Source organism: Stenotrophomonas sp. YJH_SMC_20, from assembly GCF_059367845.1.
In genome coordinates this window covers 80501-94979 of sequence record NZ_JCAFRG010000015.1, presented here as the reverse complement: position 1 = coordinate 94979, position 14479 = coordinate 80501, and the positions used below count along the sequence as shown (strand labels likewise).

Genomic DNA, 14479 nt, shown 5'->3' with positions numbered 1-14479 from the left:
TCCGCGCCAACCATGCAGCCGATAGGTCGCCACCCAGCGCCTGACCGTGGAGGCCTCCAGGCTGTGGCGACGAGCAACGGCTTTGACTGATGTGGAGGTCTTGCAGGCCTCTTTGGCAACCTGCAGTTTGAAACGAGCGTCGTATCTGTTCATGTATCCCTCGGGGTTGGATCTGGCGTCCAACTCCCGGGGGTCACTTCAGGGATGGGTTTACGGCGTGTCCTGCACAGCCACACCACCCCGCCAAGCTATCAGCAGTCCAGAGCCGCTTTCGCTGTTGCTTCGGCTGTTGCATTTGCCTCTGCAGGTGCAGGGCGCAGCCCTGCCGAACCCCTTTACTTGACCTGCACGTCGATCACGCCGTCGCCCACGCGCGCCTGCAATGCGTCGCCGGGCTGTACCTGATCGACCTGGCGCACCAGCGTGCCATCGTCACTGCGGGTCAGGATGCTGTAGCCGCGCGCTACAGTCGCCAGCGGGCTGACCGCTTCCAGCGAACGCGCCAGCCCGCGCAGGCGCAGCGCATCGCGTTCCAGCAGACGCTGCATCGCTGCCTGCGGTCGTCCGCGCAGGGCGGCCAGGCGGCGTTGCATCGTGTCGAGCTTGCGCTGTGGGTGGTGCCCGCGCAGGACCGCCGCTGCATGTCGAAGGCGCGCAGCACGGCGCTCCTGCTGCTGGTTGAACGCGGCATGCAGGCGCCGGCCCAGATCGAGCTGGCGGCGGCGCAACAGGTCCAGTCGCGCCTGCGGGCTCTGCGCGTTCAGGCGCAGCAGGGCACGGTCAGCACGTTGCATCGCCTGCTGCATCGTGTGCCGCTGCAGCTGCGCCATGCGTGCCGCGGTGCGCCGCAGGCGCAGGGCCAGTTCGCGCTGGTCCGGTACCAGCAGCTCGGCTGCCACCGATGGCGTCGGTGCACGCAGGTCGGCGGCGAAGTCGCTCAGGCTGAAGTCGGTTTCATGGCCCACCGCCGACACTACCGGGGTGCGGCTGGCGGCGATCGCACGGGCCAGTGCTTCATCGTTGAAGGCCCACAGGTCTTCCAGTGAACCGCCGCCACGGGTCAGCAGGATCACGTCGTAGCGGCCACTGGCATCGGCGGCCTGCAGCAGGCGGGTGATCTGTGCAGCGGCGCTGCTGCCCTGCACCAGGGTCGGCAGCAGGTCCACTTCCAGCAGCGGGAAGCGGCGGCCGAGCACGCTCAGCACGTCGCGCACAGCGGCGCCGGTGGGGGAGGTGATCACCGCAAGGCGCTGCACGTGCGCCGGCAGCGGCCGCTTGCGTGCCGGGTCGAACAGGCCTTCGGCTTCCAGCCGTGCCTTCAGCTCCTCGAAGGCGCGGCGCAGTGCGCCTTCGCCGGCTTCCTCCATGTGGTCCAGCACCATCTGGTACTCGCCACGGGCGTCGTACAGGGTCACCTTGCCGCGCACCAGCACGCGCATGCCTTCGCGCGGCACGAACTTCAGGTACTGCGCCTTCATCCGGAACATCGCCGCGCGCAGCTGCGCACGTGCGTCCTTCAGGGTGAAATACAGATGCCCGGAGGCGGGACGCGCCACGCTGCCCAGTTCGGCCTCGACCCAGATCGCCGGGAAGCTGCCTTCCAGCAGGTCGCGGGCCAGGGTGTTGAGCTGGCTGGGGGTGAGGATGTCGTTGTTGCGTGGCTGCATGGGAACGGCGTGCTGCGGGCGGAACGGGGGCTCAGGATCGCACGTCAGCGCACCGTGTGCTGGCCCAGTGCCCACTGCACGTGTTCACGCACCAGCGGCGAGGGATCGTCGATGCGGGTCTGCAGGGCAGCCAGCGCTTCGGCCGAGGACGGCGCATTGCCCAGCGCCACGGCGATGTTGCGCAGCCAGCGCTCATGGCCGCTGCGCCGGATCGGGCTGCCTTCGGTGCGGCGCAGGAACTCGGCTTCGTCCCAGGCGAACAGCTGGTCCAGGCGCGCGGTATCGAGGTTGTTGCGCGCGCGGAAATCGGCTTCGTCGGTACGCTTGGCGAACTTGTTCCAGGGGCAGACCAGCTGGCAGTCGTCACAGCCGTAGATGCGGTTGCCGATCAACGGCCGCATGTCTTCGGGGATGGCACCGTCGTGCTCGATGGTCAGGTAGGAAATACAGCGCCGCGCGTCCAGCCGCTGCGGGCCGGTGATCGCGCGGGTAGGGCAGACATCGATGCAGCGCGTGCAGGTGCCGCAGTGTGCCGTAGCCGGCGCATCGATCGGCAGCGGGATATCGATGTAGATCTCGCCGATGAAGAACCAGGAACCGCCGTTGCGGTCGATCAGGCAGGTGTGCTTGCCGATCCAGCCTAGCCCCGCGTTGCGCGCCAGTGCGCGCTCCAGCACCGGCGCCGAATCGACGAATACCCGGTAGCCCAGCGGTGCCACTTCATCGTTGATCTGCGTGGCCAGCTTCTGCAGGCGGTTGCGCATCAGCTTGTGGTAGTCGCGGCCCAAGGCGTAACGGGCCACGTAGGCGCGGCCCGGGTCGGCCAGGGTTGCCCAGGCTTCGGTGTCGTCCTTGTGGCTGTAGTCCATGCCTACCGAGATCACCCGCACCGTGCCGGGCAGCAGCTCGGCCGGGCGCGCGCGCAGGGTGCCGTGGCGCGCCATCCAGTCCATCGTGCCGTACAGGCCTTGGCCCAGCCAGTCGGCCAGGTGCGCCTCGTCCTCGCCCAGCTCGATGCCGGCGATGCCGCAGCGCTGGAAGCCATGCGCACGCGCCAGTTCGCGGATGCGCTGTACGGCCTGGGCCGGATCGACAGGGGCGGGGGCGGGAGACATATGCACCAGTATAAAATCCCCGCATGGCCAACCTTGCCGCTCTGTTCGATTCCGCTGCCGCGCGTGCGCTTGATGCGCAGGCCTCGGCACTGGCTGCCGAGGGCGGCTGGAGCCTGATGGCGCAGGCCGGCCACGCCGCCTGGCAGTGCCTGCTGCAGCATTGGCCACAAGCGCAGCGGATCGGCGTGGTGGTTGGCGCAGGAAACAACGGCGGCGATGGCCTGGTGTTGGCCCGCCATGCACGGAAGGCCGGGCGTACGGTGATGGTGATCGCCTTGCCGGGCAAGCCACCGGCGACGTCGCTGGCGCAGCGTGCCGCATCGGAATTTAAGTCCGGTGGCGGCACCCTCACCGATTTCGACGGCGTGCTGCCCGAGGCCGATATCTGGGTCGATGCCCTGTTCGGTCTGGGCTTCGATCGCGTGCCGGAAGGTGTGGCGCAGGCGCTGATCGCCGCCCTCAACGCGCAGGCGGCACCGGTTCTGGCGCTGGACGTCCCCAGTGGCGTCGATGCCGATCGGGGCGCCGTACCGGGCGAAGCGGTGAAGGCTGCTTTGACCCTGCAGTTCATCGTGCCGCATCGCGGGCTGTATACCGGCGATGCGCTGGATCACTGTGGCCAGAAGGCGCTGGCGCCGCTGCAGCTGCCCGCGGCCGCATGGCAGGGCGTGTCACCCGCCGTGGAGCACTGGACCCAGGCGCGCTTGCCGGCACTGCTGCCGCCGCGCCGCGCCAACAGCCACAAGGGCGAATCCGGCCACGTGCTGTGCGTCGGCGGCAACCACGGCAGCGGCGGTGCCATCGCCATGGCAGCCGAGGCCGCCTTGCGCGCAGGGGCGGGGCTGTTGAGCCTGGGCACCCGCCGCGACCACGTCGGTCCACTGCTGGCTCGGCTGCCCGAGGCGATGACCCATGCACTGGAAGACGGCGATGTGCTGCCGGCGCTGCTGGACAAGGCCAGGGTGGTGGCGATCGGCCCCGGCCTGGGCCAGGACGAATGGGCACGCGCAATGTTTGCGCAGGTGCTGGACAGCGACAAGCCGCTGGTGGTTGATGCCGATGCACTGAATCTGCTGGCGCAGGATCCGCGCGCGCTGCCGGACGCCATCCTTACGCCACATCCGGGCGAGGCCGCGCGCCTGCTCGGCTGCAGTACCGCTGACATCCAGGCCGATCGCTACCGTTGTGCGCAGGCGTTGGCCGAACGCTTCCACGCCGTGGTGGTGTTGAAGGGCGCAGGCAGCATCGTGACGGCGCCCGGGCAGGCGCCACGGCTGATCGCTGCAGGCAATCCCGGCATGGCCGTAGGAGGCATGGGCGATCTGCTCACCGGAATCATCGCCAGCCTGCGCGCGCAGGGCCTGGCCGCCTTCGACGCCGCCGCGGCCGGTGCGCTGCTGCATGGGCTCGCGGGCGACGCCGCGGCCGCCGATGGCGCGCGCGGCCTGCTTCCTACTGATCTGCTGTCGCCGTTGCGGCGACTGGCCAACCCGGAACTTTCCCGATGATCGATTTCTTCCTTGCCGACAGCGATGCCACTGAACTGCTCGGGCAATGGCTGGCGGCCACGCGGCCGCCGCAGGCGCTGGTCGAACTGCGCGGCGACCTGGGGGCCGGCAAATCCACCACGGCCCGCGCACTGCTGCGCGCGCTGGGTGTCCAAGGCGCCATCCGCAGCCCGACCTACACCCTGGTCGAGCGCTATCCGCTGGCCGGCGGTGGCGAGGCCTGGCATCTGGATCTGTACCGGATCGGGCAGGCCGGCGAACTCGATTTCCTCGGGCTGGACGAGGGCAGCGCGGTACTGTGGCTGGTTGAATGGCCGGAACGCGGTGCCGGTGCGCTGCCGCCAACCGACCTGGTGGTGGCGCTGGAGATCGAGGGACAAGGGCGTCGCGTTCGTCTCACTGGCGCCAGCGACGCAGGGCATGAATGGCTGAAACGGCTTCCCCAAGGAGGCGACTTGCAGGCCATATCTGTCGGCTGACGAGAACAAACACCGGCAGGTTACGGATTATTAAGGAAAAAGGTGTTGCATTCCGTTCAGCGCGGTGATTGAATCCTGAGCCATGCGCCCGGGGAACCGTCTCATCGCCATCTGTGCCGCCGTCGGACTGGGTCTGGCGAGCGTCAGCGCGTGGGCCGGTGAAATTCGCCAGGTCCTGCTGAATACCGGTGCCACCGGCACCCGTGCCGAGATCTCGCTGGTGGGCAGTGGCGGTTACAAGACGCTGTCGCTGGCCGGACCGAACCGCCTGGTGGTCGATTTCCCGGACTCCAGCGCCGTACGCAACCTGAAAATGCCGGCGGCGCAGGGCGTGGTCACCGCGGTGCGCACCGGACAGCCGGTGCCGGGTACCTTCCGTGTCGTTTTCGACCTTGCTGAATCGGTGGCGCCGTTCCGCCCACAGATGCAGCGCGAGGGCAATGAATCCAAGCTGGTGATCGAATGGCCGGGCGATGGCCCGGCCGTGGCCGCCAGCCGTCCGGCAGCGACGCCGGCGGTGCCGCCGCAGGCGCCGGCCAACACGCCCGCACCGACGCCGACGCCGGCGGAGAGCGCGCAGGCGCGTACCGATGCCGCGCGTGCCACGGCGCTGCTGACTGCCCAGGTGCGGCAGCAGGCCAGTGCCACCGCCGCCGCGCCGGCCACGCCTACCCCGGCGCCATCCACCGCGCCGGCCCAGGTCGCGGCGGCGGGTACCGTGGCCAGCAGTTCGCCTTCTTCCTCGCCGGCCGCGATCCTCGCTGGGCAGCGCACCGCAGCGGTGGTGACCACGCCGCCGGCCACGGTGCCTGCGCCGGCACCGACGCCGGTGGAACCGCCGCGCCCGGCCATGCCCAGTGATGCCTCCCGCATCCGCATGCAGGCCGGCATGCGCCATCTGGTGGTGGCCATCGATCCCGGTCACGGAGGCCAGGATCCGGGCGCGATCGGCCCGACCGGCAAGCGTGAGAAGGATGTCACTTTGGCGGTGGCGCGGGAACTGGCCCGTCAGGTCAATGCGACGCCGGGCCTGAAGGCCTACCTGACCCGCGACAGTGACGTGTTCATTCCGCTGCCGATGCGCGCGCAGAAGGCGCGTGCGAACAAGGCCGACATCTTCATTTCCATCCATGCCGACGCGGCCGAGAACCGTTCGGCCACCGGTTCGTCGGTGTACGTGCTGTCGACCAAGGGTGCCTCTTCGCAGCGCGCCCGTTGGCTGGCAGACAAGGAAAACGCGGCCGATCTGGTCGGTGGCGTTCGCCTGCAGCAGACCGAGGGCACGCTTGCCAATGTGCTGCTGGACCTGGCGCAGAGCGGCTACATGAAGGCGTCCGAAGACGCCGCCGGCCACGTGCTGGGCGGCCTTAAGCGGATCGGCAACAACCACAAGCCGAACATCGAGCGCGCCAACTTCGCGGTGCTGCGTACGTCGGACATGCCGGCGATGCTGGTGGAAACCGCGTTCATCTCCAACCCGGATGAAGAGCGTCGCCTGACCGACCCGGCCTACCAGCGCAAGATCGCCGGTGCCGTGCTCGATGGCGTGCACACCTTCTTCAGCCGCCAGCCACCGCCGGGCACGCTGTACGCGGCCCGTGCCCAGGCCGAGATCGACGCCGCAGCCACCATGGCCGGCGGCAGCAAGTAATCCGCTTCCTGTAGAGCGCGGTAGAGTCGACTGTTAGTCGACTACGTGCGCAGCGGGGCTTTTCGGCGCCCGGGCGGAGAGCAGTCGACTGACAGTCGACTCTATCCACGGGCGCTCCGCTATCATCGACCCATGAAGTCTGCTGCCCATCATCTCCCATGAGCGCGCCCGGTCCGCGCCCGATCCGGCCCTTGCCGGAGATCCTGATCAACCAGATCGCCGCTGGCGAAGTGGTCGAGCGTCCCGCTTCGGTGGTCAAGGAGCTGGTCGAGAACGCGATCGACGCCGGTGCCAGCCGCGTAGATATCGATCTTGAAGAGGGCGGTGTACGCCTGATCCGCATCCGCGACAACGGCAGTGGCATCGCGCCGGAGCAGCTGCCGCTGGCGGTATCGCGCCACGCGACCAGCAAGATCGCCGATCTGGACGATCTTGAATCGGTGGCCACGCTCGGTTTCCGTGGCGAAGCGCTGCCGTCGATCGCCTCGGTCAGTCGCTTCACCCTGGCCTCGCGTCGCGCACATGACGAGCATGGTTCCGCGCTGCAGATCGAAGGCGGAAAGATCGGTGAGGTGACGCCGCGCGCGCATGCGCCGGGTACCACGGTGGAAGTGCGCGAGCTGTTCTACAACGTACCGGCGCGGCGCAAGTTCCTGCGCGCCGAGCGCACCGAGCTGGGCCATATCGAAGAATGGCTGCGCTCGCTGGCCCTGGCGCGGCCGGACGTCGAACTGCGCGTGTCCCACAACGGCAAGGCCTCGCGCCGTTACAAGCCGGGCGATCTGTATTCCGATACGCGATTGGCAGAAACGCTGGGCGAGGATTTCGCCAACCAGGCCGTGCGCGTGGATCACAGTGGCGCCGGCCTGCGCCTGCATGGCTGGATCGCGCAGCCGCATTACTCGCGTGCCAGCGCCGACCAGCAGTACCTGTACGTCAACGGCCGTTCGGTGCGTGATCGCAGCGTCGCCCACGCGGTGAAGATGGCGTACGGCGATGTGCTGTACCACGGTCGGCAGCCGGCCTATGTGCTGTTCCTCGAACTGGACCCGACCCGTGTTGATGTCAACGTGCACCCGGCCAAGCACGAGGTGCGCTTTCGTGATTCGCGGCTGGTGCATGACTTCGTCTATCGCACGCTGAAGGACGCGTTGGCTGATACCCGCGCGGGCATGTCGGCGCAGGAGATCGGTGCGGGTCCGGTGCATCCGGTGGACGCCGCTGCTGCATCGATGGCATCGAGCGCGGGCGCATCGGGTTTCGGGCTGGTGCGTGGGCCTGCGCCCGGTGCCGGCTCGGGCGCAGGCGGCGGTGGCTTTTCCGGCTGGCGCCCGCAGCAGCCCCTGGGGCTGCAGGTTGCTGATGCACCGGCGGCCTACGCCGCGCTGTATGCCACGCCGGCCGGTGCCGAGCCCGGGGCGGCGCTGCCGCCGATGCCGACCGAGAACGGACTGCCGGTCACCAGTGCCGATGCCGGAGTGCCGCCGCTGGGCTATGCGATCGCGCAGCTGCACGGCATCTACATCCTGGCCGAGAACGCCGAAGGCCTGATCGTGGTCGACATGCATGCCGCACACGAACGCATCGGCTACGAGCGGCTGAAGAACGCGCACGATGGCATCGGCCTGCAGTCGCAGCCGTTGCTGGTGCCGATCACGCTGGCGGTGGGCGAGCGCGAGGCCGATACCGCCGAAAGCGAAGCCGACACGCTGGCCGCACTCGGCTTCGAAGTGACCCGTGCCGGCCCCGGTTCACTGCACGTGCGCAGCATACCGGCACTGCTGGCGCATGCCGAACCGGAAGGCCTGCTGCGCGACGTGCTGACCGACCTGCGCGAGCACGGCCAGAGCCGCCGCGTGGCCAGCGCGCGCGACGAGCTGCTGTCGACCATGGCCTGCCACGGCGCGGTGCGTGCCAACCGTCGCCTGACCGTGCCGGAAATGAACGCGCTGCTGCGCGACATGGAGATCACCGAGCGGTCCGGCCAATGCAACCACGGCCGGCCGACCTGGGCCCGTTTTTCGCTGGCGGAGATCGACCGCTGGTTCCTGCGCGGACGTTGAGGGGAGCATCGATGCGTTATCGGGGAATGGGCGGCCTGCTGGTCGCCATGGTGTTGGCCGCCTGCAGCCCCGCGCCGCCGCCGGCACCGGCTTCGGCCGCGGAGGATCCGTCCTATGCCGCCGGGCAGCAGCAGTGGCGGGTGGCACGCTATCAGGACCTGACCCGCCCGGACGGTTGGACAGCGCTGGTCGGCCTGCACTGGCTGCAGAACAAATCGCACTTTGTCGGCAGTGGCGCGACCAATGGCATCCGCCTGGCGGTGGGGCCGGACAAGCTGGGCCTGCTGCGCCGCGAGGGCAGCCAATGGTGGTTCACTCCCGAAGCCGGTACGGACGTCAGCCATGGGGGCAAACCGGTGCGCGGCCGCATCCGCATCGACACCGACAAGGATCCGCAGCCGACGCTGCTGGCCTTCGATGGTGGCAAAGGCCAGCTCAGCATCATCCGTCGCGGTCCGCGCGATGCGCTGCGGGTCAAGCACGCCGATGCGCCTGCACGCCGTGGGTTCGCCGGCCTGGAGTACTGGCCGGGCGGTCCTGACTGGCAGGTGCAGGCGCGCTTCATCGCGCACCCGCCAGGCAAGACCCTGCCGATCGTCGATATCACTGGCTTGACCACCGAGATGCCGAACGCGGGCGCGGTCGAGTTCCAGCGTGATGGCCGCAACTGGCGGCTGGAGGCGATAGGTGCACCCGGGCAGCCGCTGTTCCTGATCTTCGCCGACCGCACCAGCGGTCGCGGCAGCTATCCGGCTGGGCGTTACCTGGACACCGATGCGCCAGGCGCCGATGGTACGGTGCGCATCGATTTCAACCATGCCTACAACCCACCGTGTGCGTTCACCGCCTATGCAACCTGCCCGTTGGCGCCGCCTGAAAACCGGCTGGACCTGCGCGTGGAAGCGGGCGAGAAGGTCTACCACCTGCCTGAAGGAGAAGGCTGAGATGCCGATCAGATCACTGTTGCGTGCCGCCGTTCTGTTGGCGGCCTGTGCGCTGGCACCGCTGGTTGCAGCACGTACCCTGCAAGCCGACACCGCTGGCGCAGCGGCGGCCAGGCCGCCGGTGCCGTTGCTGTGGAAAGTGACCGGCCCAGGCGACTCACGCCTCTACCTGCTCGGTTCCTTCCACCTGCTGAAGCCGCAGGACTACCCGCTGTCGCCCGATGTCGAACAGGCGTTCGAGGCCTCACAGCGGGTAGTGTTCGAACTGTCGCCGGAAGACATGCAGTCGCCCCAGCTGGCCAGCCGCATGGTGCAGGCGGCGATCCGCACCGATGGCAGCGAGCTGAAGCGTGATCTGGATGCGGCCACCTGGCAGAAGCTGCAGGCTTTTGCTGCCCAGAACCAGTTGCCGCTGGCGCAGATGCAGGGCATGAAGCCCTGGTTCGTCGGCCTGAGCATTTCGATCGGGCAGATGCAGAAGCTCGGCCTGGACCCGGCGCTGGGCCTGGACCGCCACTTCATGGAGCGCGCGCAGAAGACCGGCCGCAAGACGGCGGGACTGGAGGACATTGATACCCAGATCGGCATGCTTGACGGAATGACGCTGCAGGAACAGCGGCAGATGCTGGCCGAAGCACTGGACCAGGCCGGCAAGGCCGATGAGCAGGCGCGGCTGCTGCATGATGCGTGGCGCCGCGGTGATGATCGCCTGCTGTGGACCAAGATGGCGGCAGAGATGCGCCAGCAGTACCCGCAGCTGTACCAGCGCATCAACACCGGGCGCAACGATGCCTGGGTGCCGAAGCTGCAGCCGTACCTGCAGGCCGGGCAGGGCGGTACGCTGGTGGTGGTCGGCACGCTGCACCTGCTGGGCAGTGATGGCGTGGTCGAGAAACTGAAGGCGAAAGGGTACAAGGTCGAGCGCGTGTGCTCGGCGTGCAAGGCGAAACGCTGACGTATCGTTGGCGCGATCCAGACAGAAACGGCGCGCCAGGGGCGCGCCGTTTTCGTGTCAGCCTGTGAAGCGGCTCAGCGGCGGGTCTTGCTGCCGGTGCCGGTGCCCGGTTCGTTCGGCTTGTTGCCGGTGCCCGTGCCCGTGCCGGTGCCGCCCGGGCGCGGGCCACCGAAGCCGCTGCCCATGCTGCGCTGGAATTCCTGCCACAGCTCCAGGTTGCGCTCGGTCAGCTGGTTCATCATCGCCCACGGGGTCTGGCCCAGCAGGTTGCCCATCTGCTGGCGGAACTGTTGCTGCTGGTCGAGGAAGACCTGCATGCTGCGCTCCAGGTAGTTGCCCATGAAGCCCTGCAGGGAATCGCCGTAGAAGCGGATCAGCTGGCTCAGCAGCTGCGTGGACAGCATCGGTTCGCCGTCCTGTTCCTGGTCGGCGATGATCTGCAGCAGGACCGATCGCGTGAGGTCGTCGCCGCTCTTGGCGTCGCGGACTTCGAAGTCTTCACCGTCCAGGATCAGCTGGCGCACGTCCTCGATGGTGATGTAGCTGGAGATCTCGGTGTCGTAGAGACGGCGGTTCGGATACTTCTTGATGATGCGGGTCGCAGCCATGAAGCGGTACTCGTCACAGTAGACGCGCAGCATGGCGCAGTGCAGCAGCGGTTGCAACCGCCCCAGCCCCCGCCAGGCTTGGCTTTCAGGGGCGATCATGTTGCGCAACAAGGGTTTGCGTGCTGCGCAGCATGACCATCGGCAGGGGCCGCCGGTGCATGCCGCGGCGCCCCCTGCGCGGCTCACCAGCCCATGTGGTGGCCGCCGTTGATGTCCAGGTTGCTGCCGGTGATCCACGAGGCTTCCTCGGCCACCAGGAAAGACACGCCATAGGCGATTTCTTCCGGCTTGCCGAGGCGCCCGGTGGGAATGTCGGCGATGATCTTGGCGCGCACGTCCTCCGGAACCGCCATCACCATGTCGGTGGCGACGTAGCCGGGCGAAATGGTGTTGACCGTGATGCCGAAGCCGGCGTTCTCGCGGGCCAGCGAGATGGTGAAGCCGTGCATGCCGGCCTTGGCCGCAGCATAGTTGGCCTGGCCGTACTGGCCCTTCAGGCCGTTGATCGAGCTGATCTGGATGACCCGGCCCCAGCCGCGGCGGCGCATGCCTTCGATGACCGGCCGGGTGACGTTGAACACCGAGTTGAGATTGGTGTTGATCACATCGTGCCACTGGTCCGCGCGCATGCGGTGGAAGGTGGTGTCACGGGTGATGCCGGCGTTGTTGACCAGGATCTCGACCGGGCCCAGCTCGGCCTCGACGGCGCGCACCAGCGCTTCGGCGCTGTCTGGATCGGAGACATCGCCCGGGAAGATCGCCACGTGGTAGCCGCGCTCGGTCATCGCCTGCTGCCAGACGCGGGCCTTGGCCTCGTCGCGGTAGTTGGTGGCGACCCGGTGGCCCTGGTCGGCCAGGCGTTGGCAGATGGCGGTACCGATGCCGCCGGTTCCGCCGGTGACCAGTGCGACGCGAGATGTCATGGAATGCTGTCCGGGAATCAGGTGGGGGAAGGGGGATTCTGCAACATCGGCGCGGAAAGTGCGCCGGCCGGCAACAGGATGTCGCCACGTGGCAGCCGTGCCGGGTCGAAGGCCTGCCGGGCGGCCGCCAGCAGCGTATCCAGATCGCAGGCAGGTTCCAGCGCTTGAGGTGATTGGCCAAGCAACTCCCAGAGCCGGCGCAGCACTGGCAGCGGGCGCGAACTGTCCACCGGCAGCGCCGCCAGCGACTTGGACAGCTTGTGGCCTGGGGCATCGAGCAGCAGCGGCAGGTGCCAATACCGCGGCACCGCCAGCCCCAACGCCTGCTGCAGCAGGATCTGCCGCGCGGTGGAGTCGAGCAGGTCGGCGCCGCGCACCACTTCGGTCACGCCCTGCTCGGCGTCATCGACCACCACGGCCAACTGGTAGGCCCAGCAGCCGTCGGCACGGCGCAGCACGAAGTCGCCGACTTCGGCATGCACGTCCTGCTGCTGCGGGCCGCGCAGGCCATCGTCGAAGTGCACGATGCTGCCCGGCGGCACGCGGAAGCGGACGGCAGGGTCCGGTCGCGGTTGCCGCGCAACGCAGCGGTGATGGATGCCGCCGTTGGCGGCCAACTCGCTGCGGCTACAGTGGCAGATGAAGGCCTGGTCGCTGGCCAGCAACACATCCAGCGCGGCCTGGTAGGCCTCGCCTCGCGCGCTCTGCCACAGGACCGGGCCGTCGTGGACCAGTCCGAACGCAGCCAGTGCCTGCAGCTGTGACTGCGCGGCGCCGGGCACGGTACGCGGCGGGTCAACGTCTTCGATGCGCAGCCGCCACAGGCCGCCATGGTGGCGGGCCAGCAGCCAACTGCCGAAGGCGGCGAGCAGGGATCCGGGATGGAGCAGGCCGGTCGGCGAGGGCGCGAAGCGGCCGCAGGGAATGGGGGAGGTCATGCTGGCTGAATCGTCGGTCAGGTTGGCGCTTGAATTCAAGCTGACCACGCCGCAAATTGACCGGTATCGACCCCTTCCGAGCCGGATTTTCCCATGTTTACCCGCATTGCCCTGTTCCTGGCGACCAACTTCGCGGTCCTGATCCTCGCCAGCATCGTGATGTCGCTGGCGGGAACCGACCCGAGCAAGATGAGCGGTCTGCTGATCATGGCCGGCATCTTCGGTTTTGGTGGCTCCTTCATCTCGCTGCTGCTGTCAAAGTGGATGGCCAAGCGCTCCACCGGTGCGGTGGTGATCACCGAGCCGCGCAACCCGACCGAACGCTGGCTGCTGGCCACCGTCGAGCGCCAGGCCAAGGCGGCCGGTATCGGCATGCCCGAGGTGGCGGTCTATGACGGCCCGGAGATCAATGCCTTCGCCACCGGTGCCAACCGCAACAACGCGCTGGTGGCGGTGTCCACCGGCCTGCTGCACAACATGAGTGAAGACGAGGCCGAAGCGGTGCTGGGCCACGAGATCGCCCACGTCGCCAACGGTGACATGATCACCATGGCACTGCTGCAGGGCGTGTTGAACACCTTCGTGATCGTGCTGGCCCGCGTGGTCGGCGGCATCATCGACAGCGCGCTGTCGGGCAACCGCGAAGGCGGCGGCCGCGGCTTCGCCTACTACATCATCGTGTTCGTGCTGGAGATGGTGTTCGGCCTGTTCGCGACGATGATCGCCATGTGGTTCTCGCGCCACCGCGAGTTCCGCGCCGATGCCGGCGGTGCCTCGCTGGCCGGTCGCCAGAAGATGATCGCCGCGCTGGAGCGCCTGCAGCTCAACCATGGCCAGAGCACGCTGCCGACCCAGATTGCCGCCTTCGGCATTTCCGGTTCGACGGCCAAGAAGCTGTTCATGAGCCACCCGCCGCTGGAAGAGCGCATCGCCGCGCTGCGGGCGTCGACGGTGGCGTAACTCTCTGCTCCTTGTTAGTGCAGGAACGCCTGGCCCCGCGCCGGGCGTTTTTGTTTTGCGCGCGCACGCATTGGTGGCACCAGGCGATGCCTAGGATCATTTCCGCGACCGCGGAGGGGTGTCACTTTCTTTGCGCGCAAAGAAAGTAACCAAAGAAACGCTCCGCCAGCCGCGAGCCGTCGCTACGCGCCGGTACCCTGCGCTTCTCGGTGAATCAGGGGACGGCGCCGAACTCGCTGCGCTCAGACACCGGCGCCTCTTCGCCCCTGATTCCCCTGCGATGCTCGGCTCGCTCAAGGCGGACTGGAAGATCAAGATCAAGATCGACAGCATCCACACGTGGCGCGGATCTACTGGGTGCAGCTGTGGCATTTGACGTTGGGTCCGCCTTGAGCGAGCCGAGCACCGCAGGTCCGGCGAGGGCGAAGAGGTGCGGGTGTCTGAGCGCAGCGAGTTCCCGCACCGTCCCTCGACGGTCCGAGGAGCGCAGGGTACCGGCGTGCGCAGCACGTCGGCTCGCGCCCCGGCGGCGTGTTTCTTTGGTTACTTTCTTTGCACGAGCAAAGAAAGTGACACCCCTCCGCGGTCGCGGAAACGACTCTCCGTGCGCACAAACGAAAACGGCACCTTCGCAGATGCCGTCCCCATGAACCGCTTTACGCGAAACC

At 68.0% G+C, this 14479-nt stretch carries 13 protein-coding genes; 7 read left to right on the top strand and 6 right to left on the bottom strand.

Features of this window, described 5'->3' with window-relative positions:
* From AC5P6A_RS20065 to queG, 3 genes are all read right to left on the bottom strand, one after another.
* On the bottom strand, positions 1-153 hold a 153-nt coding region (locus AC5P6A_RS20065), incomplete at its 3' end, for a transposase (RefSeq protein WP_495222370.1).
* 182 nt (positions 154-335) lie between these two features.
* Positions 336-1667, bottom strand: a complete 1332-nt coding sequence (xseA, locus tag AC5P6A_RS20060; protein WP_346715091.1) for an exodeoxyribonuclease VII large subunit — start codon at positions 1665-1667, stop codon at positions 336-338.
* Positions 1668-1711: 44 nt separating this feature from the next.
* On the bottom strand, positions 1712-2782 hold the full coding sequence (gene queG / locus AC5P6A_RS20055) for a tRNA epoxyqueuosine(34) reductase QueG (protein ID WP_019660528.1): 1071 nt from the start codon (positions 2780-2782) through the stop codon (positions 1712-1714).
* A gap of 23 nt (positions 2783-2805) precedes the next feature.
* On the opposite strand from queG, the gene AC5P6A_RS20050 reads away from it, so the two are divergent.
* From AC5P6A_RS20050 to AC5P6A_RS20025, 6 genes are all read left to right on the top strand, one after another.
* A complete protein-coding gene (locus AC5P6A_RS20050; protein WP_171952862.1) occupies positions 2806-4290 on the top strand; it encodes an NAD(P)H-hydrate dehydratase in 1485 nt (494 codons plus the stop codon).
* The gene (gene tsaE / locus AC5P6A_RS20045) at positions 4287-4769 is read left to right on the top strand and encodes a tRNA (adenosine(37)-N6)-threonylcarbamoyltransferase complex ATPase subunit type 1 TsaE (protein ID WP_019660526.1); all 483 of its coding nucleotides are present in this window, start codon (positions 4287-4289) and stop codon (positions 4767-4769) included. Before AC5P6A_RS20050 ends, tsaE begins: the two co-directional genes overlap by 4 nt.
* 82 nt (positions 4770-4851) lie before the next feature.
* Complete coding sequence (locus AC5P6A_RS20040) at positions 4852-6420, top strand: N-acetylmuramoyl-L-alanine amidase (protein WP_019660525.1); 1569 nt, start codon at positions 4852-4854, stop codon at positions 6418-6420.
* 158 nt (positions 6421-6578) lie between these two features.
* Positions 6579-8483, top strand: coding sequence for a DNA mismatch repair endonuclease MutL (gene mutL / locus AC5P6A_RS20035; RefSeq protein WP_021204166.1), 1905 nt, complete (start codon positions 6579-6581; stop codon positions 8481-8483).
* Between the two features lie 11 nt (positions 8484-8494).
* A complete protein-coding gene (locus AC5P6A_RS20030) occupies positions 8495-9427 on the top strand; it encodes a DUF1684 domain-containing protein (protein ID WP_180876589.1) in 933 nt (310 codons plus the stop codon).
* A gap of 1 nt (position 9428) precedes the next feature.
* Positions 9429-10382: a TraB/GumN family protein gene (locus AC5P6A_RS20025; protein WP_134729896.1), complete on the top strand. Its 954-nt coding sequence runs from the start codon at positions 9429-9431 to the stop codon at positions 10380-10382.
* Between the two features lie 74 nt (positions 10383-10456).
* On the opposite strand, the gene phaR is transcribed toward AC5P6A_RS20025, so the two are convergent.
* The 3 genes from phaR to gluQRS all read right to left on the bottom strand — a co-directional run bounded on the left by phaR (position 10457) and on the right by gluQRS (position 12851).
* Positions 10457-10990 (bottom strand): polyhydroxyalkanoate synthesis repressor PhaR, encoded by a 534-nt coding sequence (phaR, locus tag AC5P6A_RS20020; RefSeq protein WP_031270734.1) that lies wholly within the window; start codon positions 10988-10990, stop codon positions 10457-10459.
* 182 nt (positions 10991-11172) lie between these two features.
* Positions 11173-11913 (bottom strand): acetoacetyl-CoA reductase, encoded by a 741-nt coding sequence (gene phbB / locus AC5P6A_RS20015; RefSeq protein ID WP_019660520.1) that lies wholly within the window; start codon positions 11911-11913, stop codon positions 11173-11175.
* A gap of 17 nt (positions 11914-11930) precedes the next feature.
* Positions 11931-12851: a tRNA glutamyl-Q(34) synthetase GluQRS gene (gene gluQRS, locus AC5P6A_RS20010; RefSeq protein WP_171952857.1), complete on the bottom strand. Its 921-nt coding sequence runs from the start codon at positions 12849-12851 to the stop codon at positions 11931-11933.
* A 93-nt stretch (positions 12852-12944) separates the two neighbouring features.
* Between gluQRS and htpX the strand changes: the two genes are divergently transcribed.
* Positions 12945-13811 (top strand): protease HtpX, encoded by an 867-nt coding sequence (gene htpX / locus AC5P6A_RS20005; RefSeq protein WP_171952856.1) that lies wholly within the window; start codon positions 12945-12947, stop codon positions 13809-13811.
* Positions 13812-14479: the final 668 nt, after the last annotated feature.